This is a genomic window from Streptomyces sp. NTH33 (assembly GCF_003236365.1).
Lineage (GTDB): Bacteria > Actinomycetota > Actinomycetes > Streptomycetales > Streptomycetaceae > Streptomyces.
This window is the reverse complement of the sequence record NZ_POTZ01000011.1, coordinates 12,764-37,668: the sequence shown is the minus strand read 5'-3', so window position 1 is coordinate 37,668 and position 24,905 is coordinate 12,764. Positions and strand designations below refer to the sequence as shown.

Here is a 24,905-nt window from a genome sequence, read left to right as displayed (position 1 = left end):
GCGGGGCGGTCAGCCCTCGTGCCCGTCTCCCTGTTCCTGCTGCGCGCGGTCCTCCATCAGCTTCGCCAGGGCCGCCGCGACGTACTCCTCGGTGCGTGCCTTGTCCAGGCCGAGGCCGCTCAGGACGCCCTCGCCGTTCTCCAGCTCCAGCAGGGCCAGCAGGATGTGTTCGGTGCCGATGTAGTTGTGGCCGAGGCGCAGGGCCTCGCGGAAGGTGAGCTCCAGGGCCTTCTTGGCGGCCGGGCCGTACGGGACGAGCTCGGGGGCGTCGGCGGACGCCGGGGGCAGGGCGGCGGTCGCGGCCTCGCGGACCGCCTCCAGGGAGACGCCCTGGTCGGCGATGGCCCGGGCGGCCATGGCCTCCGGTTCGCCGAGCAGGCCGAGGACGAGGTGGGCGGGCGTGCCCTCGGCGCTCCTGGCCGCCTTGGCCTCCTCGTGGGCGGCCATGACGACCTTGCGCGCGCGTGGCGTGTAGCGGCTGAAGCCCTGGCTGGGGTCGAGGTCGGCCGATTCCTTGGGCACGAACCGCTTCTGCGCGGCCTGCCGGGTGACGCCCATGCTCTTGCCGATGTCGGTCCAGGAGGCGCCGGAGCGCCGTGCCTGGTCGACGAAGTGACCGATGAGGTGGTCCGCCACCTCGTCGAGGTGCTCGGCGGCGAGTACGGCGTCCTGGAGCTGGTCGAGGGGCTCCTGGTGGACTTTTTTGATGGCCGAGATGAGGTCGTCCAGACGGATGTTCGACCTGATGGCGGGGTTCGTCATGTGTCAACCGTAGGTTGACGCAGGGGCAGCGTCAACCGTGAGTTGACAGCTGGTCGGCGGATGTCTGTCCACAGGCTGTGGATGGAGGTGTCGCACTCCATGGCACGATCGACACGTGACCAGCCCCAGCACTGTCGACCGCGCGTTCGACGCCGCCCTGTACGCCTCCTCCGACGACGCCCTCGACACCGGTGCCTCCCTGCTGGCGGCCGACCCCGCGGCGGACGCCGAACTCGCCCGGCGCGGGCAGGAGTTGGTCGCGGCGGCGTGGCGACGCGGCTGGCAGCCCGCCGATGTCGTACGGATCGCGCGGCGGGAACTGGACGACGTCCACGTACGGCTGCTGGCGGCGCTCGTCCGCGCGCAGGCGGGGCACGACCGGCCGCGCGGCCCGCGCTGGGCCGCCCAGCTCGACGAGCTGACCACCGAGGAACCGCCTCGCACCGACCGCTTCTCGTACGCCACCGCCGTCCTGGAGCTGTACCGCCTGCTGTTGCGGCTGCCCGCGCTCGAACCCCTGGACGAGTCCGCGCACGCGCCCCGGCCCGAGTCCCGCATGCTGACCCGGATCCGGGCGCTGCTCGCCAAGGCGGAGGCGACCGGCTTCCCGGAGGAGGCGGAGGCGCTGAGCACGAAGGCGCAGGAGCTGATGGCGCAGCACAGCATCGACGAGGCGCTGCTCGCCGCTCGTGCCCCGTCACCCGACGCCCCCGGCGCCTGCCGCATCGGTGTCGAGCCGCCGTACGAACAGGCCAAGGCGGTGCTGCTGGACGCGGTCGCCACGGCGAACCACTGCCGGGCCGTGTGGAACGAACCCCTCGGCTTCTCCACGGTCGTCGGCTTCGAGGCCGACCTGGAAGCGGTCGAACTGCTCCACACCTCACTGCTGGTCCAGGCCACGACCGCGATGACCAGGGCGGAGGCGGCACAGCGTGCGAGCGGGCGCAGGCGCACCAGGACCTTCCGGCAGTCCTTCCTCGCCGCCTACGCCCACCGCATCGGCACCCGCCTCGCGGCCGCCGCCGAGGCCCAGGTCACCGAGGACCTGCTCCCCGTCCTGGCGAGCCGGGACGTCGCGGTCGCCGACCGCCTGGACCGCATGTTCCCGGAGACGGCCACCACCCGCCTGCGTGGCGTGACCGACGAGGCCGGCTGGACGGAGGGCGCCCAGGCGGCGGACCGGGCCGAGGTGAGGTCCCGCCCCCGGCTGCGCTGACACTCCGGGGGCGCCGCCGTCAGTCCCCCGCCTGCTGGAGGGCCGTCACCGACGCGTCCGGGTCGCCCGCGTCCTTCTTGCCCCGCACCGGACCGTAGGACCACGTGAAGTCCTGGCTGCCGGCCGCTCCGGGCAGGCTGAGCTTCAGCGACGTCGCCGCGAGGCTCTTCGTGTCGCCCTCCTCGCCCCGCACGTACGTGAGCGTGAAGGACGCCGTGCCGCCCTTGGCGAGGGTGAGTTTCTCCGGCCTGGCGGTCCTGTCCTCCGGGACGGTCGCCGTGGAGCTCCCGGCGGACAGGGTGATGCCCGGGAAGCCCTCCAGGGTGCACTGGGCGCCCTGGTTGGTGAGGGTGACGGGCACGTTGCCCGTGTCCCCGGCGGCGGGCGCGGCGTTGGCGGGGCCGACCTGCACCTCGACCTCGCCGATCCGGCAGGCCGCGCTGTCGGCGTTCTTGCTCCCGGAGTCGGTGCTCCCGGAGTCGGTGCTCCCGGAGTCGGTGCCGCTGTCGCAGGCGGTGAGGAGGAGAGCCGCGGCGAGGGCGGTGACGGTGAGCGGAATGGCGCGCATGAAGTGGTTCCTCGGGTCGTGGCGGTGTCCAAGGATCATCACGTACGGGCGTGCGCCGCGGTTGCCCGCCCCGGCGCCGTCCCTCCGGGGCGTCAGGAACCCAAACTTGCCGTGGGCAGGCTCGGCGGCAGCGCCGGGCCCTCCGAGCGGGTGTACGTCTCCTCACCGAGACCACCCTCCCAGGTGACCCTGAGCGTAGTCTTGTTGACGGACTCCACCGTGCCCGACGTACGGGCCTTGCACGTGCCGAGGTGGAACACGTGCTTGCCGCCCTCCTCGCCGATGGTCCCCGTGCACCTGGTCCGGTCGGTCGAGAAGAGCGCGGCCTGCTTGCCGGTGACGATCAGGACCACGGCCCTGCCGTCGGCGGTGGCGAGCCAACTGCCGTCCAGATTTACGCCGTTGTTCTCGGACGTGGACGTACTCGCACTCGCACTCGCGCTTGCACTCGCGCTCGGCGTGGCGGTGGCGCCGCCCTTGGAGTCGGAGCCGCCGCTGTCGCACGCGGTCAGCGCGAGCGCGCCGAGCAGGCCCACCGACGCGATCCGCACCGCCGAGCTCACCCTGGTCGCCCTGGTCGCCGTCGTCATCAAAGCCCCCAAGTCCTGGCCGGCCGGCCGCCCGGCGGCCGGTACGACCGCAGCAAGTTACCAGCCACGGTGGGACGCATACCCCTTGATGTGCAGGAGTTTCCCTACGGCTGACGGAGAAGGAAGCCTTCTGGCCGCCGCCGCGAGGTGCTGCGGCTGCTGCGCGACGAGGGACCCCGGCCCGTCCAGGCCCTGGCCGGCCGCTTCGACATGCGGTGCCCCGGCCTCCCGGAACACCTCAAGGCGCTCCGGGAGGCCGGTCTCGTCTCCGAGCAGCGCTCCGGCCGACAGCGCATCCACCGCCTTCTGGCGGCCCCGCTCGCCGAGGTGCAGGACCGGCTCCACCCGTACGAGCGGTTCTGGCGCGGCCGGATGAAGGACCTCGGCGAACTGCTGGACCGCATACCCGATGGACCGACGCCGATCCGGCCCGCCCCGTTCACCGGACGCTCACACAAAGGCCGGAACACGAGAGCCGCGGTATGCGTCTCTTCCTGGTGCACGAAGGATTCGATCCGGACGACCCGGCGCGGATGACGGCGTGGATGACGGCGCGGAAGATCATGGACGGGGGACAGCGCTCGCATGTCCTGCGGGAGTCGGGGCAGACGCTTCACCGGCTCCGGTGGAGCGGAACTCAATGCTGTAACCACTGAACCACTCCCCGTGCACGTGCATCTGCTCATGCATATGCAAGTGAACAGGGTTATGATCCAGGTCAGTTGACCGATGCATCAATGGCCACACCAGCCAGTGCACCACCGGGGAGCGACCTGTGGACCACGACGTTGAGGGCGGGTACGGGGGGTTCGACGTGTACAACGGCATGGCGGCCACGCGACTGCGCGGGGTGGTCTGGCAGAAGAGCCGGCACAGCAACTCGCAGGGCTCCTGCGTGGAGTTCGCGCGGCTGCCGGGTGGGGAGGTGGCCGTACGCAACTCCCGGTTCCCCGACGGCCCCGCGCTCGTCTACACGCGCGCGGAGATCGAGGCGATGCTGCTGGGCATCAAGGACGGCGAGTTCGACCACCTGATCGCGGGCTGATGTCCCCTCGGGTGGCTGAAAAATCAGGACAAGGGGCGCACAGCGCACGGCAACGCGCGTAGAACCGCGGCGTAGTGGAACGCCGCGGTCCGTCAACCGGCGGGCCCCAGCCGGAAGAGCGCCCAGACCACCTTGCCGTGCAGGGCGCCCGCCAGCGGGTGCCAGCCCCAGCTGTCGCTGAAGGAGTCGACGAGGAACAGGCCGCGGCCCGACTCCGCCGAGAAGTCCTCCGTCCCGCGGGCGACCGGGCTTTCCCTGCTGGGATCGCGCACCGCGCACACCAGCCGCTCGGGCCAGCGCAGCAGGTGCAGACGCACGTGCGAGCCCGTGGCGTGCAGAGATGTGGCCGGCACAGGGGCGTGGCATGCGGCCCCCGGGTCCTCGTCGGCGGGGCGGCGCCGGTCGAGGGGCAGTCCGTGCCGCAGGGCGTTGGTGACCAGCTCGGAGACCACCAGGCAGATGTCGTCGAACCGGTCGCTCAGCTCCCACTGGTCGAGCGTTCCGCGGGTGAACCGCCGCGCCTCGCGCACCGCTTCGTAGCGGGCGGGCAGAGCGCAGGAGGCGGCGCCGGCCACGGCCGCGGGATCCAGCGGCGGAAGGCCCTGCCGTAACGGCTCGAGCATGGTCGATCCATTCGTCCCCATGCGAGGCACTCCCGGGAATTCGCGGTCGTTGCGATGCGGCGGTGGTGCGAGGCCATGGTTTCGGATGCGTACAACAGATGCAAGGGCAGATGCACGTGCACGTGACCGGATTGGGTCGCCCCGTACCGCTTGTCGGCTATTTTTCCGCCGTCTTCCCGTCCTCTGTTCGCCCCTCTCCCGCTCCCTCGCCGCCGCCGACTGCCCAGAATCTTCGGCCTCTTCCCGTTTCCGTAACCGCGCGAGTACAGCTCGGAGTGATTTAGTGGCAGACTGCGGCCCCTGAAGACGGTTGGGGAGGCTGGCGAACGTGAGCGCGGGAGAGCCCGGATCGGTGGTGCGGCGCATGCTGCTCGGCTCGCAACTCAGGCGACTGCGTGAAGCCCGGGGGATCACGCGCGAGGCGGCCGGGTACTCGATCCGTGCCTCGGAATCGAAGATCAGCCGGATGGAGCTGGGCCGGGTGAGCTTCAAGACCCGAGACGTGGAAGACCTGTTGACCTTGTACGGCATCACGGACGGGGCGGAGCGCACCTCACTGCTCTCCCTCGCCAAGGAGGCCAACGTCGCGGGCTGGTGGCACAGTTACTCCGACGTCCTGCCCAGCTGGTTCCCCACCTATGTGGGGCTGGAGGGCGCGGCGTCGCTGATCCGTGTCTACGAGGTGCAGTTCGTGCACGGGCTGCTGCAGACCGAGGCGTACGCCCGCGCGGTCGTCCGCCGCGGCATGCGGGACGCGAGCGAGGCCGACGTGGAGCGGCGGGTGGCGCTGCGGCTCGAGCGGCAGAAGTACCTCGTCTCCGAGAACGCCCCCGACCTGCACATCGTCCTGGACGAGGCCGCCCTGCGCCGTCCCTACGGCGACCGCGAGGTGATGCGCGGCCAGCTGCAGCACCTGATCGAGATCTCCGAGCGGCCCAACGTACGGCTGCAGGTCATGCCGTTCAGCTTCGGCGGGCACGCCGGCGAGTCCGGGGCCTTCACGATCCTCAGCTTCCCGGAGTCCGACCTGTCGGACGTGGTCTACCTGGAGCAGCTCACCAGCGCCCTCTACCTGGACAAGCGCGAGGACGTCGCCCAGTACGAGAAGGCGCTCGAGGAGCTGCGGAACGACAGCCCCGGCCCGGACGAGAGCCGCGACCTGCTGCGCGGGCTGCTGCAGCTGTCGTAGGGGATCCGTCGGCGCGGGGACTCCGGCGGAAAGCCGTTTCCACCCTCAACTCCCTTCGCTCGCAAGTACGATGGCATCCGATCAGACCGACAAGAAGTGATCGGGAGTTGATCGGGCTCCGACTGCTTCGACCGCCTCGGCAGCAGGGGATTGAGGGATCAGATGCCGTCCTACTTCACCGACCTGGCCCAGCAGTACATCGACGGCGAGTGGCGCCCGGGCAGCGGCTCCTGGGACATCATCGACTTCAACCCGTACGACGGCGAGAAGCTGGCCTCGATCACCACGGCCACGGCCGACGAGGTGGATCAGGCCTACCGGAGCGCCGCTCGTGCCCAGAAGGAGTGGGCGGCCACCAACCCCTACGCCCGCCGGGCCGTCCTGGAGAAGGCGCTGCGCCTGGTCGAGGAGCGTGAGCGGGAGATCACCGAGGCGATCATCGCCGAGCTCGGCGGCACGCATCTGAAGGCCGGTTTCGAGCTGCACCTCGCCAAGGAGTTCCTGCGCGAGTCGGTCCATCTGGCGCTGCGTCCCGAGGGGATGATCCTGCCGTCCCCGGCCGACGGCAAGGAGAACCGCGTCTACCGGGTGCCGGTCGGTGTGGTGGGCGTGATCAGCCCCTTCAACTTCCCCTTCCTGCTGTCCCTGAAGTCCGTCGCCCCGGCCCTCGCCCTCGGCAACGGCGTGGTGCTCAAGCCGCACCAGGACACGCCGGTCACCGGCGGCACCCTGATCGCGAAGATCTTCGAGGACGCGGGGCTGCCGGCCGGTCTGCTCAACGTCGTCGTCACGGACATAGCCGAGATCGGCGACGCCTTCCTGGAGCACCCGGTCCCGAGGGTCATCTCCTTCACCGGCTCCGACGCGGTCGGCCGGCACGTCGCCACCGTCTGCGCCACCCACTTCAAGCGCGCGGTGCTGGAGCTCGGCGGCAACAGCGCGATCGTCGTCCTCGACGACGCCGACCTCGACTACGCGGTCGACGCGGCCGTCTTCAGCCGGTACGTCCATCAGGGCCAGGTCTGCATGGCCGCGAACCGTGTCCTGGTCGACCGCTCGGTCGCCGGTGAGTTCACCGAGAAGTTCGTCGCCAAGGTGAGGTCGCTGAAGGTCGGAGACCCGAGCGACCCGCACACCGTCATCGGGCCGGTGATCAACTCCACCCAGGCGAACGCTCTTTCGAGCACCGTCCAGCAGGCTCTCGCCGAGGGCGCCACCGCCCTGGTGCACGGCACCACCACCGACAACCTCGTCGAGCCGTCCGTCCTGACGGACGTGCCCGCCGACTCCCCCCTGCTCCGGCAGGAGGTCTTCGGTCCGGTCGCCTTCGTCATCCCGTTCGACGGCGAGGAGGAGGCGGTCCGGATCGTCAACGACACCCCGTACGGGCTCAGCGGCGCCGTCCACACGGCGGACGTCGAGCGGGGTGTCGCCTTCGCCCGGCGGATCGACACCGGCATGTTCCACGTGAACGACGGCACCGTCCACGACGAGCCGCTCGTCCCCTTCGGCGGTGAGAAGCACTCCGGCGTCGGCCGCCTGAACGGCGAGACGACCGTGGACGCGTTCACCACGGTCAAGTGGATCTCGGTCCAGCACGGGCGGAGCGGGTTCCCTTTCTAGGAGTCATCGCGCCAGGAGTCCTCGCGTAAGGACGTACTTCCGTGCCCCGGGCCCTTGCGGACAGAACCTGTCCGCAAGGGCCCGTAGCGTCGAGAGGGCCGGACAAGAAGTAACGAACACGACGAAAAGCGGCCGGTCATGGTCACTCACGTGCGAGCCGAGGAGCGGGGCGACGAGCGGGGCGCGCTGCTGGCGTTCCTGGAGGAGCAGCGCGGCGGGATCCGCTGGGCGCTGCTCGGGCTGACCGAGGAGCAGGCCCGCAGCCGTCCGAGCGCGAGCGAGCTGTCCCTGGGCGGGCTGCTCAAGCATGTCGCCGAGGTCGAGCAGGGGTGGATCGCACGGGCGAGGCAGGAGCCGCCGGCGGTCGCGCGCGACGAGTCGAACTGGCACGAGTCCTTCCAGCTCCTGGGCGACGAGACGGTCGCCTCCCAGCTGGAGCACTGGGAGAAGGTCGCCGCCGGGACGGAGGCGTACGTCCGGTCCGTCCCGAGCCTCGACGACACCTTCCCGCTGCTGAACGCCCCGTGGTTCCCGCCGGACGAGCGCGTCTCCGTGCGCCGGCTGTGTCTGCACCTGATCCGGGAGACGGCCCGGCACGCCGGACACGCCGACATCATCCGGGAGTCGCTGGACGGGAAGACCGCGTTCGAACTGGTGGCCCTGGCGCAGGCGGGCTGAGCCGGCGGCCCTAACCTGGGGCGCATGTCAGCGATCCGTCTGCTGGTGCTGGGCGCCGTCCGTCAGCACGGGCGGGCCCACGGCTACCAGGTGCGGGGCGACCTGGAGTACTGGGGCGCGCACGAGTGGTCCAACGCCAAGCCCGGTTCGATCTACCACGCCCTGAAGCAGATGGCCAGGCAGGGGCTGCTGCACGCGCACGAGACCGCCCCCTCCACGGCCGGCGGCCCGCCCCGCACGGAATACGAGGTCACCGAAGCGGGCACCGAGGAGTACTTCCGGCTGCTGCGGGAGGCCCTGGTCGCCTACGACCAGAAGATGGACATCCAGTCCGCGGCCATCGGCTTCCTCGTCGACCTGCCGAGGGAGGAGGCGATCGCCCTGCTCAGGGAGCGGATCCGGCGGATCGGGCAGTGGCGGACCGCCGTCACCGAGCACTACGTCCCCGAGGACGGCCCCGAGCGGCTCGGCCACATCGGCGAGATCATGAACCTCTGGGTCCACCGGGCCGACTCCGACGCCACCTGGACCCGGGGCCTGGTCGAACGTCTCGAACGGGGCGCCTACACCTTCGCCGGTGAGGGCGAGCCGTTCGTCGGCGTCCTGGCCGAGGGCGAGGAGAACCCGTACGCGACGGGGGAGCGGCATCCGGAGGACGACCGCTGAGCGCTGTGCGGCCGTCAGTGGTGGAACTGTGCGGCCGTCAGTGGTGGGGCTGTACGGCCGTCAGTGGTGGAAGCCGGTGGCCGCCCGCTTGTCCCGGGTCAGGGGGTGCGGCTGCCGGCGCAGGCCCGGCAGCAGCCGGGCGAGGTCCTCGGCGAACAGTTCGGCGAGATCCGCCGAGAAGCCGTTGCGGCAGACCACGCGCAGGACGGACAGGTCCTCCCGGTTCGGCGGGAAGGTGTACGCGGGCACCAGCCAGCCGCTCTCGCGCAGCCGCCGGGAGACGTCGAACACGTCGTACGACGTGACGTCCGGCGCCGTCGTGAAGGCGAACGCCGGCAGCTGGTCGCCGCGGGTCAGCAGCCGGAAGTCGCCGAGCGCCTCGATCCGTTCGGCGAGGTGGCGGGCCACGTCGCGGGTGGCCTGCTGCACCAGCCGGTAGCCCTCGCGGCCCAGCCGCAGGAACGTGTAGTACTGCGCCACCACCTGGGCGCCCGGGCGGGAGAAGTTCAGCGCGAACGTCGGCATGTCGCCGCCCAGGTAGTCGACCCGGAAGACCAGCTCCTCGGGCAGCGCCTCCTTGTCGCGCCACAGCGCCCAGCCGACACCGGGGTAGACCAGCCCGTACTTGTGCCCCGAGGTGTTGATCGACGCCACCCGCGACAGGCGGAAATCCCACACCAGGTCCTCGTCGAGGAAGGGCGCGATCATGCCGCCCGAGGCGCCGTCCACGTGCACGGGGACGTCCAGGCCGGTCCGCTCCTGCAGGGCGTCCAGCGCGGCGCACAGGTCGGCGACCGGTTCGTAGGAGCCGTCGTAGGTGGAGCCGAGGATGCCGACGACCCCGATGGTGTTCTCGTCGCACAGCTCGGCGGCGGCCTGCGGATCGAGGTGGAAGCGGCTGCCTTCCATGGGGACCCGACGGGCCTCCACCTCCCAGAAGTTGCAGAACTTCTCCCAGCACACCTGGACGTTGACGCCCATGACGAGGTTCGGGCGCACGTCCCGCGCGGGCCGGCGGTCTTCGTTGTTCCCCCAGTGCCTTGACGACCTGGGGGGACCCCCAGCCCAGCGCCGCTTGAGCGCCATCCCGGCGAGCATGCACGCCTCGCTCGACCCGGTCGTCGAACAGCCGATGGCCGCCGACGGGTCCGGCGCGTTCCACAGGTCGGCGAGCATCGCCACACAGCGCCGCTCCAGCTCGGCGGTGCGCGGGTACTCGTCCTTGTCGATCATGTTCTTGTCCCGGCACTCGCCCATCAGCGTGCCGGCCTGCGGCTCCATCCAGGTGGTGACGAACGTGGCCAGGTTCAGCCGTGAGTTGCCGTCCAGCATCAGCTCGTCGTGCACCAGCTGATACGCCGTCGTGGGCGTCAGGGGCGCCTCCGCGAGCCGGTGCTTGGGCGGCGCCTCGGCCATCTCCACGGCCGGGTTGGCCTCCCCGTAGAAGGGGTTGACGGACAGGGGGCGCTCGTCGGGCTTCTCGTGTCCTCGGTGGAGCGGCATGGACTGTCTCCTACGGGGTGAGTGAAGGTCGAGGGGAGCCGGAGCGGGAGGGTCAGCGGATCGCCCTCCCGTCCTTCGAGAGCTGCATCTGCGGCCGGCCGGTCACCAGCAGCCAGGCCGGCAACGAGGCGACGCACAGCAGGGCGAGGACCGTCGGCGAGGACACGAGGACCGCGGCCGTGAACAGGCTCACCCAGCCCTGCCGGGTGACGGCCATGAGCATGCCCAGGACACCCGCCGCCACGCCCAGCGCCGGCGGCACCGCGGGCACGAGCGCGTGCGCGGTCAGCCCGAACGCGGCGCCGATGAACACGGAGGGGAAGATCCGCCCGCCGCGGAAGCCGCAGGACGCGGCGACCAGCAGCGCGGCCAGCTTCACCACGGCCAGGGTCGCGAACTGCCCCGCCGTCCGGCCGTCGGGGTCGCGGGCCAGCTCCGCGACCTCCGACAGCCCCTTGAAGAGCGTCAGATGGCCGCCCAGCGCCCCCAGCAGGCCGAGCACGAGCCCGCCGACGGGCAGCGCCACCATCGGGTGCCCGAGCCGCGAGAAGACCCGGTGGACGTACGGGAAGGCGTACACGGCGGCGAGGCCGAGCAGCGCGGCCGCGGAGGCGATCACCAGCGCGGCCAGGAGGTCGTCCCAGCGGGGGCGGCCAAGGGGAGGCAGGCCCAGGTCGAAGGTGGGGTGGGCCACCAGGGCGGTCGTCATGGCGCCCGCCGCCCCGGCGGCCAGCGGCGCGAACAGGTTGTCCCACAACGCGCCCTTGGCCGGCCGCCCGGCCAGCGCCTCGGAGATCACGAGCGCGGCGGCCACCGGCGTGCCGAACAGGGCACCGATCGTCGCCGCCTCCGCCAGCACCGGCCACAGCGCGCCCGGCATCCGGGGCAGCAGCCTGCGGCCCAGCCAGAACGCCAGGGCCACATTCGCCATGATGACGGGGTTCTCCGGACCAAGACTCGGGCCGCCGGCCAGCATCAGCATGGTGGCGGCCAGCAGCCCCGGCAGCACGGCCGGCCGGATCGGGGCGGCCGTCAGGCCCAGCGTCGCCGGATCGGGACCGGCGTGCCTCGGCGCCTTCCACACCACCAGACCCACCAGGACCCCGGTCGCGGTGAGCACGGCCAGCATCCACACCACCGAGTACCGGCCGATGCCCAGCGCGTCGGGCAGGTCCTGCCAGAGTGCTCCCTGCAATTCCTCGGCCAGCCCGCTCACCAGCAGGAACATCAGGCTGGAACCGACACCGACGGCCAGTGCGGGCAGGAGCAGCGGCAGCAGGGCGCGGGCCGGGGCCGCCGGGGCGGCGGGTGCCTGCTGTGCGGTGTCCTGGGCCACGGGCTCACGATAAGCGGACGAAAGCGACACAACATCCGGAGCGGGAAGCGCCCCGGCACTCCCGGGGAAACGCGCTTGCACCTCACGCGACGTGAGGACCCACTGTGGAGCGCGTACCGAGAAAGGAGCGGAAGTGGGCTACACCGTGGGACAGGTCGCCGGTTTCGCCGGAGTGACGGTGCGCACACTGCACCACTACGACGACATCGGCCTGCTCGTCCCGGGCGAGCGCAGCCACGCGGGCCACCGGCGCTACAGCGACGCCGACCTCGACCGGCTGCAGCGGATCCTGTTCTACCGGGAGCTCGGCTTCCCGCTCGAGGAGGTCGCGGCCCTGCTCGACGACCCGGAAGCGGACCCGGGGGCGCACCTGCGCCGCCAGTACGAACTGCTGACCGCCCGGATCGAGAAGCTGCGGAGGATGGCCGCGGCCGTGGAGCACGCCATGGAGGCACAGAGGATGGGCATCAACCTCACACCCGAGGAGCGGTTCGAGGTCTTCGGCGACCACGACCCCGAGCGATACGCCGAGGAGGTCCAGCAGCGCTGGGGCGGCACGGAGGCCTACCGGCAGTCCCGGCGCCGTACCGCCTCGTACACCAAGGAGGACTGGCAGCGGCTCACCGAGGAGCAGGACGCGATCCACCGGCGCATGGCGGCGCTGCTCGACGCGGGCGCACCGGCCGGCTCACAGGCCGCCATGGACGTGGCCGAGGAGCACCGCCGGTTCATCTCCGGCAGCTACTACGACTGCGCGCACGAGATGCACACCTGCCTGGCGGAGATGTACGTCACCGACCCGCGCTTCACCGCGACCTACGAGAAGATCCGGCCGGGCCTGGCCGCGTACCTGCGCGAGGCGATCCTCGCCAACGCCGGCCGGCACACCTCCTGACCACCTGGCCCGGGCCGCCCGGTACGGGGCACTCCCGGGCCAGGACCGCCGCCGTACGGCGCCCCACTCGGCCCGAGTGGAACCCAGGGTGTACACATTGCGTTGGTAGTTTGTGCGGCAGTGCACCGAGGCCGTGCCTCGACGCCCCGACGCCGTATCTCCCCACCCCGTCAGGAGTCCGGAACCGTGATGACGCTTGCCCTCGGCCCAAGCTGGCTGGATCCGAACTACCTGCTCAACAGCTTCGGACTCTGGGGCCTGCTCCTCATCGTCTTCGCCGAGTCCGGTCTCCTCATCGGCTTCTTCCTGCCGGGCGACTCGCTGCTGTTCACCACCGGCCTGCTGGTCACGTCGGGTCAGCTGCGCTATCCCCTGTGGCTCGTGATCGTCCTCATCTGTGTGGCCGCGATCCTCGGCGACCAGGCGGGCTACATGTTCGGCAAGAAGGTCGGACCGGCGCTCTTCAACCGCCCCGACTCCCGCCTGTTCAAGCAGGAGAACGTCACCAAGGCGCACGAGTTCTTCGAGAAGCACGGCCCCAAGTCCCTGGTCCTGGCCCGCTTCGTGCCCATCGTGCGCACGTTCACGCCGATCATCGCGGGCGTCAGCGGCATGCGGTACCGCTCGTTCCTGATCTTCAACGTCATCGGCGGCATCCTGTGGGGCACGGGGGTGACCCTCCTCGGCTCCTGGCTGGGCAACATCGCCTTCGTCAAGAAGAACATCGAGGCGATCCTCATCCTGATCGTCCTCCTCTCGGTGGTCCCGATCATCATCGAGTTCCTGCGCGCCCGCTCCCAGGGGAAGAAGAACCCCGAGGGGCCGGAGGAGCCGGCCGCACAGGAGACCCCCGCCCCGTATCAGCAGCAGTACCAGCAGCCGGTCATGGACGACGCCACGACCCGCCTGCGCCGCATCGAGCCGCCGCACCAGTACGGCGGCGGCCAGAACGGCAACCAGAACCAGCCGCAGCAGTACCCCCAGCAGCAGTACCCCCAGCAGCCGTACGGCGACCAGCAGGGCTACGGCCGGCGGGGCCACTACGACCAGCAGGGCTACGACCAGCAGGGTTATGGTCAGCAGGGCCACGACCAGCAGGGCCACGACCAGCAGGGTTACGGTCAGCAGGGCTATGACCAGCAGGGCCACGACCAGCAGGGCTACGGCCGTCAGGGCCACTACGGCGGGCAGGGGCACTACGACCAGAACCCGCAGCACCCGGACGACGGCGGCTACCACCGCGCCCCCTGAGAGGAGCGCCCGGGCGCTCCGGGTCAGAACCCGCGCGTGCGCTTGGCGGCCCGGCGCCCCGCCGCCGAGGCGCCGCCCGGCACCCTGAGGAACAGCCGGAAGATCTCCGACCCGAGGTTCACGCCGATTGCGATGGCCATGGCGAGCGACACCGCCTTGGCCAGCGACAACAGCCCCTTGTCGATGTTGTTCTGCGCGATCGCCAGCAGACCGAAGTACGTCGCCGAACCGGGCAGCAGCGGACCGATCGCGGCCGTCGTGAAGGGCAGCGCGGACGCGAACTGGTACCGCGACAGCAACTGCCCGAACAGGCCCACCAGGCCCGCCGCCACAGCCGTGGACGCCACCGGCGATATCCCGCCGACGTTGTGCATCGCGGCGTACACCGACCAGGCGACGCCGCCGTTGAGCGTCACCCACAGCACGGTGGACCGCTCCTGCTGCAGCAGGACGGCGAAGGTCAGCGACAGCAGCATCGACGCGACGATCTGCAGCACGGGCCGCTCGCTGGCGCCGAGGGCCGCGTCCGGGTTGAGCTGGGCACCCAGCTTCACCCCGAAGTACAGGACCAGCAGCACCCCGGTGACGATGCCGACGAAGAAGTACATGACCTCCAGCAGGCGCGCGGCGGCGGTGATGTAGAAGCCGGTCAGCCCGTCCTGCACGCTCGCCACCAGCGCCCGCCCGGGCAGGAGCGCGAACAGTCCACCGGTGATGACCGCGGACGCCTTCACGTCGACGTGCGTCACGTTGAGCGCGACGCCGATCGCGGCCGGCGGCATCGCTGCGACCGTGAACTGGTAGAACTCCGGCAGCCCGCGCCCGGCGCACAGCCACGCCAGCCGGTCGCCGAGCATCGCGCCGAGCGCCGCCGCCACGAAGACGATCAGGTCGCCGCCGACGAGCACGGAGGCCGTGCCCGCCAGCAGCCCGGCGGCCGCGGTCAGCACCCAGCCGGAGTAGGGGTGCCGGTTGCGGCGGATCTCCGCCAGCCGCCGGTAGGACTCCTCCAGGGAGACGTGGGTCTCCGGGTCGCTCAGGTCGTCGACGAGCTGGAAGACGGCTGCCAGACGCGTGTAGTCGGTGCCCCGGCGCCGTACCGTCCGGGACGCCGTCACCGGGTCGTCCACCAGGGACGGCTGGTAGGAGATCGACAGCAGGGTGAAGGTGACGTTCGGCTCGCAGCGGTCCAGGCCGTAGGACCGGCAGACCGCGAACATCGCCGCCTCGACGTCCTCGGCACCCTCACCACCCGCGAGCAGCAGCTCGCCGATGCGCAGGGTCAGGTCGAGCACGCGCGGGACGGCCGGGCCGCCCTCCTCGGCCCGCTGCACCGGCTCGGGCGCAGGGCGCTCGGCCACCGGCATGCGCAGCATGGTGCGCATCCGGTCCTGCCAGGGGACGTCCTTGGCCAGGCTGACCACCGGTATGCCGCCCGGCGGGGTGAAGGCGGGCGGAGCCTGGCGGGCGCTGTAGGTGCTCGGCGGGCTGAACGCGGACCCTTCGGGCTCCGCGGCCGGCGGCTGCGGAACCTCGAGCCCCTCCGGGAGCGTGAACTCGGAGGTGGTCTCCGACTCGGTCCCCGTCCGGGGGACGGCCAGGCCCTCGGGTACGGCGAACTCCGACGTCGTGGACGACTCGCCGTCGCCCGGCTGGACGACCGGGATCAGCTGGACCTGGGTCATCGAGTTCCCCGCGGGAACCCTGAACGCGCTCCTCGCCTCGTCCGACTGCGGTTTGAGGTCCTCCGCGTCCGTCACTGGGCAACGCTCCCTGAACGACACCTTCCGTCAGCCTCAGTATGGGCGGGCAGACCTGGCCGTACACGGACAGGAAGCCGTGCGCGGACAGGAGCAGGCCGTACCGCCCCGGCTGGTGGGCGGTACGGCCCGAGAGCGACGGACGACTCAGTGACCGCCATGCTCCTGGAAGCGCTTGATGGAACGCTCGATCTCGGCCTCGGCGTCGGAGCGGCCCACCCAGTTGGCGCCCTCGACGGACTTGCCGGGCTCCAGGTCCTTGTAGACCTCGAAGAAGTGCTGGATCTCCAGGCGGTCGAACTCCGACACGTGGTGGATGTCCCGCAGGTGCTCCACGCGCGGGTCGGACGCCGGGACGCACAGCAGCTTGTCGTCGCCGCCCGCCTCGTCCGTCATGCGGAACATGCCGATGGCGCGGCACTTGATGAGGCAGCCGGGGAACGTCGGCTCGTCCAGGATGACCAGCGCGTCCAGCGGGTCGCCGTCCTCGCCGAGGGTGTTGTCGACGAAGCCGTAGTCGGCCGGGTAGCTGGTCGAAGTGAAGAGTCGACGGTCCAGGCGGATACGACCGGTCTCGTGGTCCACCTCGTACTTGTTCCGCGAACCCTTAGGGATCTCGATCGTGACGTCGAACTCCACCGGTGGCTCCTCCATGATCAGCACATAGTTCTGGTGGTTAAGTGTCCCTCACGCAGGTGTGTGATCGCGAAAGGGGCTGGTGGTCGTGCCGGAGCTGAGGGCCTGGCGTGCCGTGAGACCGCGTCTGGCCCGCCTCGCGCGGGCCGCGCGACCGCGTTTGGCACGGGTGGCGCAGGCCGTGAAACCGCGGGTCGCGCGGCTTGCGCGGGCCGCCGGGCCGCGGCTCGTGACACCGAGGACCTGGCAGTACACGGCGGGTGCCGCCACGGCCGGGCTGGTGCTCGCCGCCGGTGCGGTGACCGCCGCCGGTCCCTGGGACTCCTCCGGAAAGCGTACGGCCGAGCGGCACCGGGCGGCTGCCCTGGAGCACACGGGTGGCGCAGATCACGGCCGCCGAAACGATACGTCCGACACGTCGCGTACGCGTGACACGTCCGCCGGCGGGGCCCGGCCCGCGCCCAGCGCCCTGCCGGTGCTGGTGGGGCTCGGCGGGGCCGGCGGCCCGGTGGAGCCGGTGTCCGACGGCTCGGGTCTCCCAGCCGTCCTGGACCCGCTGCTGCAGAACCCGGCCCTCGGCACCCGCCGCTCCGCCTCCGTCGTCGACATGGCCACCGGCAGGCGGCTGTACGGCCAGGGGGCCGGCGAGGCGCTCACCCCCGCCTCCACCACCAAGATCGCCACCGGCGTCGCCGCGCTGTCCGCCCTCGGCCCGGACCACCGGCTCACCACCCGTGCCGTCCTGGAGCCCGGCACCGGAGAACTCGTGCTGGTCGGCGGCGGCGACCCCACGCTCACCGCCCGCGAGGACGCCCAGGGCTGGGCGAGCCTGCGCACCCTCGCCGACGAGACGGCGGCCGCGCTGACCAAGCGGGGTGTGACGAAGGTGACACTGTCGTACGACACCTCGCTGTACGCCGGCTCCGACCTGCACCCCATCGGCGTCAACGAGAACATCGCCCGGGTCACGGCCCTGATGACCGACGCGGCCCGCACCGACGACTCGACCAGGGGCCCCGCCCCGCGCGTGGCCGACCCGGCGGCTCAGGCGGCGGACGCCTTCGCGCGCCTGCTGTCCGACGCAGGCATCCGGACCACGGCCGCCGGCCCGTCCCGGGCGGCCGCGCGCGCCAAGACCCTGGCGACCGTCTCCTCGCCCCCGCTGTCCACCCTGGTCGAACGCATGCTCACCAACAGCGACAACGACATCGCCGAGGCCCTGACCCGCCACACGGCCCTCGCGGCCGGAGCCCGTCCCGACTTCGCCGGCGGCGCGGCCGCGGTCGAGGCCCGGCTCCAAAAGCTCGGCCTCCCCCTGACGGGCGCCGCGTTCCACGACGGCAGCGGCCTCGACCGGGCCGACCGGCTCACCGCCGACCTGCTCACGGCCCTGCTCCTCAAGGCGGCCGACCCCGCCCACCCCGAACTCCGCCCGGTCCTCACCGGCCTTCCGGTCGCCGGCTTCACCGGCACCCTGAGCGGCCGCTACGTGAACGGTGCGGACGGCGCGGCCGGTGCGGACGGCGCGGCCGGTGCGGACGGCGCGGCCGGTGCGGACGGCGCGGCCGGCCTGGTCCGTGCCAAGACCGGCACCCTGACCGGCGTCAACACCCTGGCGGGCACGGTGATGACCCAGGACGGCCACCTCCTGGCCTTCGCCTTCCTCACGGAGAACACCGCCGGCCAGGAAGCGGCCCAGTCGGCCCTGGACCGGGCAGTCACCGCCCTGACCACCTGTTCCTGCCGCTGACCCACCGGCCGGCGCCGGTGCCTCCCGGGCACACGCCCGCCTGCCCCGCCTCGCCGTCCTGCCAGCAGCGGCAGCGCTCACGTACCGTTGACCCATGACGAGCATCGGTGGTGCCGCAACTCCCGGGATGGTCGACTGGAATCTCGCGGTCGCGACCGCGACCCGGCTCGTACGGCCGGGCCCCGAGGTGAGCCGGGACGAGGCCCGGGCCGTCGTCGCGGAACTGCGCCGGCATGCCAAGGCCTCCGAGGAACATGTCCGCGGATTCACCCGACTGGGCACCGACGAGACCCACGACACGCCCGTACTCGTGGTCGACCGCCCCGGCTGGATCCGGGCGAACGTCGCCGGCTTCCGGGAGATCCTCAAACCGCTCCTCGACAAGATGCAGCAGCGCCGCAGCAGCACCCCCGGCGGCGCGGTCCTCGGCGCCGTCGGAGGCAAGGTCACCGGCGTCGAGCTCGGCATGCTGCTGTCCTTCCTCGCCTCCCGCGTCCTCGGCCAGTACGAGACCTTCGCCCCGGCCGCCCGCGACCTCCCCACCGGAGAGAACGGCGGCGGCCGGCTCCTGCTCGTCGCGCCGAACATCGTCCACGTCGAGCGCGAGCTCGACGTGGAGCCCCACGACTTCCGCCTGTGGGTGTGCCTGCACGAGGAGACGCACCGCACGCAGTTCACCGCCGTGCCCTGGCTGCGCGACCACCTCGAGGGCGAAATCCAGTCCTTCCTGGCGGAGACCGACGTCGACCCCATGGCCTTCCTGGAGCGCATCCGCGATGCCGCCCAGTCGCTGGTCGGCGGCCGCCCCGAGGGCGAGGAGGACGACGGCGGCCGCTCCCTGGTCGAGCTGGTCCAGACCCCGGCCCAGCGGGAGATCCTCGGCCGCCTCACCGCCGTGATGTCCCTCCTGGAGGGCCACGCCGACTACGTGATGGACGGGGTCGGCCCGGACGCCGTACCGACCGTCGCGGAGATCCGCGAGAAGTTCCAGCAGCGCCGTGCCAGGGGCGCCTCCCGCCTGGACATGGCCCTGCGCAAGCTGCTCGGCCTGGACGCCAAGCTGCGGCAGTACCGGGACGGCGAGCGGTTCGTCCGCGCGGTCGTCGAGCAGGTCGGCATGGACGGCTTCAACCGGGTGTGGACCTCTCCGAACACCCTCCCCACCAAGGCGGAGATCTCCGAACCGGCGGACTGGATCGCACGGGTGCACCGCAGGGCCGAGCCGTGACCGCGCCGGTGATCGCCGTGGACCGGATCCGGCCGACGGCAGGCGGACGACACTCCAATCACCCGTCCGAGGGACCGTGAGCGAGGGATAGGCGTGCGATGCTCGGGGAACGCCCCGATTCTGTCACCATCTACACACGGTGAGTGACCGATATCGGGCTCACCCCCGAAAACTCCGTGAAGGGAACCGGACATGGGTCCCCATCCTGCGGTCGCGGCGATACGCCTGGCGGTACGCCGCGTCCTCCACGACATCCTGAACGAGCAGATCCCGTCCCGCCCCGTGCCACCGGCCCCGCACGACCGGCCGGACCCCGGGGCCGCGCAGTTCCCCGGGCAGTCGCCGCACGGCGTGTCGGCACCGGGCCGCACTCCGCGGTCCGCCCCGCAGACCGCCTCACAGACCGCCCCGCGGGCCCGCCACGGCGTGCCGGCCCCGCAGGACCCCGAGAATCCACCGGCCCCGCACGCGCGCCCGCACGCGCCGCTCGTGCTCGTGGCCTGCTCCGGCGGCGCCGACTCCATGGCACTCGCCTCCGCCCTCGCCTTCGAGGCCCCCAAGCTCGGCGTCCGGGCCGGCGGCATCACCGTCGACCACCAGCTCCAGGCCGGCTCCGGCCGGCGCGCCGACGAGGTCGCCCAGCGGCTGCGCGAACTCGGCCTGGACCCGGTCGAGGCCGTCGCCGTCACCGTGGGCCGCGACGGCGGACCGGAAGCCGCCGCCCGCGACGCCCGCTACGCCGCCCTCGACGCCGCCGCCGACCGCCACGGCGCCCACGCCGTCCTGCTCGGCCACACCCGGGACGACCAGGCCGAGACCGTGCTGCTCGGCCTCGCCCGCGGCTCCGGCATCCGCTCCCTGTCCGGAATGGCCGCGGTCTCGGGGGCCGGCGGCCGTTACCGCCGCCCCTTCCTGCACATCGACCGGCAGACCGCCCGCACGGCCTGCATGGTCCAGTCCCTGCCCGTCTGGGACGACCCGCACAACACCGACCCCTCCTACACCCGCTCCCGGCTGCGCCACGAGGGCCTGCCCGCCCTGGAGAAGGCCCTCGGCAAGGGCGTCGTCGAGGCCCTCGCCCGCACCGCCCAGCTCTCCCGCGACGACGCCGACGCCCTCGACGTGTGGGCCAGCCAGGCCGAGGCCGCCGTCCGCGACGACGCCGGCCGCCTGGAGTGCGCCAAGCTCCACGAACTGCCCCCCGCCGTGCGCCGCCGCATCCTGCGCCGCGCCGCCATCGACGCCGGCGCCCCGCCCGGTTCCCTGTTCGCCCGGCACATCGAGGAACTCGACCGGCTGATCACCGGCTGGCGCGGTCAGGGGGCCATCAACCTCCCGGGCCGGGTCGTCGCCCAGCGGCAGGGTGGCAGACTGGTGATTCGGCAAGGCTGAATCCTTCCCTCAGGGGGAGAGCCGAAGGTCTCTCCCCCTGGGGAGGCCGCGGCGGCCGCCCGCCCCGCCGGGGCGGGCCGGAACAGCCGGTGTGACGACCGACCGAAAGTGATGCGGGTGGACGCGAAAGACATGGGTGCCGACCTCAAGCAGGTACTCATCACCAAGGAAGAGATCGACGCGAAGCTGGCCGAGCTGGCCGCGAAGATCGACGCGGAGTACGAGGGGAAGGACCTGCTGATCGTCGGCGTCCTCAAGGGCGCGGTCATGGTCATGGCGGACCTGGCCCGGGCGCTGTCCACCCCGCTCACCATGGACTGGATGGCCGTGTCCTCCTACGGCGCGGGCACCCAGTCCTCCGGTGTCGTACGGATCCTCAAGGACCTCGACACCGACATCAAGGGCAAGCACGTCCTGGTCGTCGAGGACATCATCGACTCCGGCCTGACCCTGTCCTGGCTGATCTCCAACCTCGGCACCCGCGAGCCCGCCTCCCTGAAGGTGTGCACGCTGCTGCGCAAGCCGGAGGCCGCGAAGGTCGCCATCGACGTGGAGTGGGTCGGCTTCGACATCCCCAACGAGTTCGTCGTCGGCTACGGCCTGGACTACGCCGAGAAGTACCGGAACCTGCCGTTCGTCGGTACGCTCGCCCCCCACGTCTACGGCGGTTGACCTCCGAAGGGCCCATGCGCCGTACGTTGATCGGGAACCCCGGCGGCCCCGGAGTCGTTGGAGCATGCGGACGGGAACGCCGACCCACTTGTGCGGCTTCGGGCCACCATGCTGGGGTACCGTCAGAAGAACTGTCTTATCAAACTCACTATGGCAGGAGGGACGGGGCGGCACCGCTCCGTATGGATGGACGTGAAGCGATACTTCCGTGGGCCGGTCATGTGGATCGTGCTGGCCGTCCTTGCCGTGGTCGTGTTGATGAACGTCGTCGGCGAGTCCGGCGGCTACAAGACGGTGGACACAGGCCAGGTCGTAGCAGCGATCAATGACAACCGGGTCCAGCAGGCCAAGCTGACCACCGGCGACGAGCAGACCATCAAGGTCGAGCTCAAGGACGGCCAGAAGGTCGAGGGCAGCTCGAAGATCCAGGCGAGCTACATCGGCGACCAGGGCGTGACCATCGCCAACACGCTGCAGACCAAGTACCAGGACAAGCAGATCCCGAAGGGCTACACGGTCTCGCCGACCAAGCAGAACGCCTTCGTCGGCGTCCTGCTCTCCCTGCTGCCCTTCGTCCTCATCGTGGTCGTCTTCCTGTTCCTGATGAACCAGATGCAGGGTGGCGGCTCCCGGGTCATGAACTTCGGCAAGTCCAAGGCCAAGCTCATCACCAAGGACACACCGAAGACGACGTTCGCGGACGTCGCCGGCGCGGACGAGGCCGTCGAGGAGCTACACGAGATCAAGGAGTTCCTGCAGGAGCCGGCCAAGTTCCAGGCCGTCGGCGCGAAGATCCCCAAGGGCGTGCTGCTCTACGGCCCGCCCGGCACCGGCAAGACCCTGCTCGCGCGTGCCGTCGCGGGCGAGGCCGGCGTGCCCTTCTACTCGATCTCCGGTTCCGACTTCGTCGAGATGTTCGTCGGTGTCGGTGCCTCCCGGGTCCGCGACCTGTTCGAGCAGGCCAAGGCGAACGCGCCGGCGATCGTCTTCGTCGACGAGATCGACGCGGTCGGCCGCCACCGCGGCGCCGGTCTCGGCGGTGGTCACGACGAGCGCGAGCAGACGCTGAACCAGCTGCTCGTCGAGATGGACGGTTTCGACGTCAAGGGCGGTGTGATCCTCATCGCCGCCACCAACCGCCCCGACATCCTCGACCCGGCGCTGCTGCGCCCGGGCCGCTTCGACCGGCAGATCGCCGTCGACCGACCCGACATGCTGGGCCGTCTGGAGATCCTCAAGGTCCACCAGAAGGGCAAGCCGGTCGCCCCCGACGTCGACCTGTCCGCCGTCGCCCGCCGCACCCCCGGCTTCACCGGTGCCGATCTGTCCAACGTGCTGAACGAGGCCGCGCTGCTCACGGCCCGCAGCGACAAGAAGCTGATCGACAACCACATGCTGGACGAGGCGATCGACCGCGTGGTCGCCGGCCCGCAGAAGCGGACCCGGATCATGTCGGACAAGGAGAAGAAGATCACCGCGTACCACGAGGGCGGCCACGCCCTGGTCGCGGCGGCCTCACCGAACGCCGACCCGGTCCACAAGATCACGATCCTGTCCCGCGGCCGCGCCCTCGGCTACACGATGGTGCTCCCGGACGAGGACAAGTACTCGACCACGCGCAACGAGATGCTGGACCAGCTGGCCTACATGCTGGGCGGCCGCGCGGCCGAGGAGCTGGTCTTCCACGACCCGACCACGGGCGCGGCGAACGACATCGAGAAGGCCACCACCACGGCCCGCGCGATGGTCACGCAGTACGGCATGACCGAGCGTCTGGGCGCGATCAAGTTCGGCGGCGACAACACCGAGCCGTTCCTCGGACGTGAGATGGCTCACCAGCGCGACTACTCGGAAGAGGTCGCCGCGCTGGTGGACGAGGAAGTCAAGAAGCTCATCGAGAACGCGCACAACGAAGCCTGGGAGATCCTGGTCGAGAACCGCGACGTCCTCGACAACCTCGTCCTGGCCCTCCTGGAGAAGGAGACCCTGGGCAAGGAGGAGATCGCCGAGATCTTCGCCCCCATCGTCAAGCGCCCGCCGCGGCCCGCCTGGACCGGCTCCTCCCGCCGTACGCCGTCGACCCGCCCGCCGGTGCTCTCCCCCAAGGAGCTCGCGCTGACCAACGGGGCGAACGGCGCGACGCCGGCGATCAGCACGGTCAAGTCCACGGCCACCGAGCCCGCCCCGGTCACGGAGCAGGCCCCGGAGGGCCGCCCGGACAACTGACGGGCCCGGGCGCCGGGCCGCACCGGCCCCGGAATGTGTGCCGCACCCCCCAGGTTCTAGCCTGGGGGGTGCGGCATTTCGCATGTCCGCAGATCAGACACACCAGGAACGAGGCTTCACATGACCGACCCCGTGACGCTGGACGGCGAGGCGACCATCGGCGAGTTCGACGAGAAGCGCGCTGAGAACGCCGTGCGCGAACTCCTCATCGCGGTCGGCGAGGACCCGGACCGCGAGGGCCTGCTCGAAACACCGGCACGGGTGGCGCGGGCGTACAAGGAGATATTCGCGGGCCTGTGGCAGAAGCCCGAGGACGTCCTGACGACGACGTTCGATCTGGGGCACGACGAGATGATCCTCGTGAAGGACATCGAGGTGTACTCGACCTGTGAGCACCATCTCGTGCCGTTCAGGGGAGTCGCCCACGTCGGCTACATTCCGTCCGTGACGGGGAAGATCACCGGGCTGTCCAAGCTGGCCCGGCTGGTGGACGTCTACGCCCGCCGCCCCCAGGTGCAGGAGCGGCTCACCACGCAGATCGCGGACTCGCTGATGGAGATCCTGGAGCCGCGCGGCGTGATCGTCGTCGTGGAGTGCGAGCACATGTGCATGTCGATGCGGGGCATCCGCAAGCCCGGTGCGAAGACCGTCACCTCGGCGGTGCGCGGTCAGCTGCGGGACGCAACGACGCGGAACGAGGCGATGAGCCTCATCATGGCGCGCTGACCCGGACCGCGGGGGAGCTGGTGACGCCTCCGGTGGCTCACGCCACCGGTTCCGCCCCCGGGTGGTCGTGGTCGTCGTCCTCCGGGAGTCTGCAGACCCGTTCGAGGAACAGGGCGGCCGCTATGACCGCGATGCCGGCGACGACCGAGAAGCCGGCGTAGACGGCCTGGTCGCGGCGGGCCGGGATGTCGAGGAGGGCCAGCAGGACGACGCCCGTGCCGCCGTACATGCCGGCGACCAGGGCGGCGACCAGGGCGCTGGCCTGACCGAAGACGACCGCGCGGGCCGCCACCAGGGGGTCGACGCCCCTGGCACCGGGACGGCGCTCGCGCTGGGCCTTCAGCCGGGCCCGCAAGGAGAGCGCCGTGGCCAGGAGGACCGCGGCGATCAGAGCGAGGACGACGGGGGCTGCCAAGGGGACGCTGGGGAGTGTCCCCACCGCGTTCCACAGGCGGGCGGCCGCCCAGGACAGCACTCCGGCGACGACGAACACGCCGGCCAGCACCCTGATGCGCAGCTCTCTCACGGTGTCCCTTCAGCTCCCCCGGACTGTGGTCGGTCGCACGTCTC

23 protein-coding genes and 1 pseudogene are annotated in these 24,905 nt (G+C 71.3%); 15 read left to right on the top strand and 9 right to left on the bottom strand.

Annotated features, from left to right (window positions below):
- Positions 1-9: 9 nt before the first annotated feature.
- Positions 10-762, bottom strand: coding sequence for a Clp protease N-terminal domain-containing protein (locus C1I97_RS02340; protein ID WP_111001545.1), 753 nt, complete (start codon positions 760-762; stop codon positions 10-12).
- 115 nt (positions 763-877) lie between these two features.
- Between C1I97_RS02340 and C1I97_RS02335 the strand changes: the two genes are divergently transcribed.
- Positions 878-1,978 (top strand): DUF2786 domain-containing protein, encoded by a 1,101-nt coding sequence (locus tag C1I97_RS02335; protein ID WP_111001544.1) that lies wholly within the window; start codon positions 878-880, stop codon positions 1,976-1,978.
- Between the two features lie 19 nt (positions 1,979-1,997).
- On the opposite strand, the gene C1I97_RS02330 is transcribed toward C1I97_RS02335, so the two are convergent.
- Both C1I97_RS02330 and C1I97_RS02325 read right to left on the bottom strand, forming a co-directional pair.
- On the bottom strand, positions 1,998-2,546 hold the full coding sequence (locus tag C1I97_RS02330) for a DUF4232 domain-containing protein (protein ID WP_111001543.1): 549 nt from the start codon (positions 2,544-2,546) through the stop codon (positions 1,998-2,000).
- A gap of 92 nt (positions 2,547-2,638) precedes the next feature.
- Positions 2,639-3,136 carry a hypothetical protein gene (locus C1I97_RS02325; RefSeq protein WP_111001542.1) on the bottom strand — a complete coding sequence of 166 codons (498 nt, stop codon included), beginning with the start codon at positions 3,134-3,136 and terminating at the stop codon, positions 2,639-2,641.
- 138 nt (positions 3,137-3,274) lie between these two features.
- Between C1I97_RS02325 and C1I97_RS02320 the strand changes: the two are divergent.
- Positions 3,275-3,673: pseudogene (locus C1I97_RS02320) on the top strand (ArsR/SmtB family transcription factor); the annotation flags it as partial.
- Positions 3,674-3,911: 238 nt separating this feature from the next.
- Entirely contained in the window at positions 3,912-4,181 is a 270-nt protein-coding gene (locus C1I97_RS02315) for a DUF397 domain-containing protein (RefSeq protein WP_111001540.1), read from the top strand.
- Positions 4,182-4,273: 92 nt separating this feature from the next.
- Here the strand turns inward: C1I97_RS02315 and C1I97_RS02310 are convergent, their stop codons facing one another.
- Positions 4,274-4,825: an ATP-binding protein gene (locus tag C1I97_RS02310; RefSeq protein WP_181446526.1), complete on the bottom strand. Its 552-nt coding sequence runs from the start codon at positions 4,823-4,825 to the stop codon at positions 4,274-4,276.
- Positions 4,826-5,168: 343 nt separating this feature from the next.
- On the opposite strand from C1I97_RS02310, the gene C1I97_RS02300 reads away from it, so the two are divergent.
- The 4 genes from C1I97_RS02300 to C1I97_RS02285 all read left to right on the top strand — a co-directional run bounded on the left by C1I97_RS02300 (position 5,169) and on the right by C1I97_RS02285 (position 8,960).
- Complete coding sequence (locus C1I97_RS02300) at positions 5,169-5,993, top strand: helix-turn-helix domain-containing protein (RefSeq protein WP_111001548.1); 825 nt, start codon at positions 5,169-5,171, stop codon at positions 5,991-5,993.
- A gap of 162 nt (positions 5,994-6,155) precedes the next feature.
- A complete protein-coding gene (locus C1I97_RS02295) occupies positions 6,156-7,616 on the top strand; it encodes an aldehyde dehydrogenase family protein (RefSeq protein WP_111001537.1) in 1,461 nt (486 codons plus the stop codon).
- A gap of 138 nt (positions 7,617-7,754) precedes the next feature.
- Positions 7,755-8,294: a DinB family protein gene (locus tag C1I97_RS02290; RefSeq protein ID WP_111001536.1), complete on the top strand. Its 540-nt coding sequence runs from the start codon at positions 7,755-7,757 to the stop codon at positions 8,292-8,294.
- A gap of 24 nt (positions 8,295-8,318) precedes the next feature.
- Positions 8,319-8,960 carry a PadR family transcriptional regulator gene (locus C1I97_RS02285; RefSeq protein ID WP_111001535.1) on the top strand — a complete coding sequence of 214 codons (642 nt, stop codon included), beginning with the start codon at positions 8,319-8,321 and terminating at the stop codon, positions 8,958-8,960.
- Between the two features lie 60 nt (positions 8,961-9,020).
- Here C1I97_RS02285 and C1I97_RS02280 read toward each other — a convergent pair whose 3' ends face one another.
- Together C1I97_RS02280 and C1I97_RS02275 are read right to left on the bottom strand one after the other, a co-directional pair.
- Positions 9,021-10,463 carry a glutamate decarboxylase gene (locus tag C1I97_RS02280; protein ID WP_111001534.1) on the bottom strand — a complete coding sequence of 481 codons (1,443 nt, stop codon included), beginning with the start codon at positions 10,461-10,463 and terminating at the stop codon, positions 9,021-9,023.
- A gap of 52 nt (positions 10,464-10,515) precedes the next feature.
- The gene (locus C1I97_RS02275; RefSeq protein ID WP_111001533.1) at positions 10,516-11,799 is read right to left on the bottom strand and encodes an ion channel protein; all 1,284 of its coding nucleotides are present in this window, start codon (positions 11,797-11,799) and stop codon (positions 10,516-10,518) included.
- 133 nt (positions 11,800-11,932) lie between these two features.
- On the opposite strand from C1I97_RS02275, the gene C1I97_RS02270 reads away from it, so the two are divergent.
- On the top strand, positions 11,933-12,694 hold the full coding sequence (locus tag C1I97_RS02270; RefSeq protein WP_111001532.1) for a MerR family transcriptional regulator: 762 nt from the start codon (positions 11,933-11,935) through the stop codon (positions 12,692-12,694).
- Positions 12,695-12,880: 186 nt separating this feature from the next.
- Complete coding sequence (locus C1I97_RS02265) at positions 12,881-13,945, top strand: DedA family protein (protein WP_111001531.1); 1,065 nt, start codon at positions 12,881-12,883, stop codon at positions 13,943-13,945.
- Positions 13,946-13,968: 23 nt separating this feature from the next.
- Here the strand turns inward: C1I97_RS02265 and C1I97_RS02260 are convergent, their stop codons facing one another.
- Together C1I97_RS02260 and C1I97_RS02255 are read right to left on the bottom strand one after the other, a co-directional pair.
- Complete coding sequence (locus tag C1I97_RS02260; RefSeq protein WP_181446525.1) at positions 13,969-15,705, bottom strand: threonine/serine ThrE exporter family protein; 1,737 nt, start codon at positions 15,703-15,705, stop codon at positions 13,969-13,971.
- A 147-nt stretch (positions 15,706-15,852) separates the two neighbouring features.
- Positions 15,853-16,344: an inorganic diphosphatase gene (locus C1I97_RS02255; RefSeq protein WP_073947016.1), complete on the bottom strand. Its 492-nt coding sequence runs from the start codon at positions 16,342-16,344 to the stop codon at positions 15,853-15,855.
- 79 nt (positions 16,345-16,423) lie between these two features.
- Between C1I97_RS02255 and dacB the strand changes: the two genes are divergently transcribed.
- The 6 genes from dacB to folE all read left to right on the top strand — a co-directional run bounded on the left by dacB (position 16,424) and on the right by folE (position 24,335).
- Positions 16,424-18,091: a D-alanyl-D-alanine carboxypeptidase/D-alanyl-D-alanine endopeptidase gene (gene dacB, locus C1I97_RS02250; protein WP_111001530.1), complete on the top strand. Its 1,668-nt coding sequence runs from the start codon at positions 16,424-16,426 to the stop codon at positions 18,089-18,091.
- Between the two features lie 127 nt (positions 18,092-18,218).
- Positions 18,219-19,319: a zinc-dependent metalloprotease gene (locus C1I97_RS02245; RefSeq protein ID WP_111001529.1), complete on the top strand. Its 1,101-nt coding sequence runs from the start codon at positions 18,219-18,221 to the stop codon at positions 19,317-19,319.
- Positions 19,320-19,511: 192 nt separating this feature from the next.
- Complete coding sequence (gene tilS, locus C1I97_RS02240; protein ID WP_258382385.1) at positions 19,512-20,711, top strand: tRNA lysidine(34) synthetase TilS; 1,200 nt, start codon at positions 19,512-19,514, stop codon at positions 20,709-20,711.
- 111 nt (positions 20,712-20,822) lie between these two features.
- Positions 20,823-21,383: a hypoxanthine phosphoribosyltransferase gene (gene hpt / locus C1I97_RS02235; protein ID WP_111001528.1), complete on the top strand. Its 561-nt coding sequence runs from the start codon at positions 20,823-20,825 to the stop codon at positions 21,381-21,383.
- A 186-nt stretch (positions 21,384-21,569) separates the two neighbouring features.
- Complete coding sequence (gene ftsH, locus C1I97_RS02230) at positions 21,570-23,609, top strand: ATP-dependent zinc metalloprotease FtsH (RefSeq protein WP_111001527.1); 2,040 nt, start codon at positions 21,570-21,572, stop codon at positions 23,607-23,609.
- Positions 23,610-23,729: 120 nt separating this feature from the next.
- The gene (gene folE / locus C1I97_RS02225; RefSeq protein ID WP_111001526.1) at positions 23,730-24,335 is read left to right on the top strand and encodes a GTP cyclohydrolase I FolE; all 606 of its coding nucleotides are present in this window, start codon (positions 23,730-23,732) and stop codon (positions 24,333-24,335) included.
- A gap of 37 nt (positions 24,336-24,372) precedes the next feature.
- Here the strand turns inward: folE and C1I97_RS02220 are convergent, their stop codons facing one another.
- Positions 24,373-24,861, bottom strand: a complete 489-nt coding sequence (locus C1I97_RS02220) for a DUF3180 domain-containing protein (protein ID WP_111001525.1) — start codon at positions 24,859-24,861, stop codon at positions 24,373-24,375.
- Between the last annotated feature and the right edge of the window lie 44 nt (positions 24,862-24,905).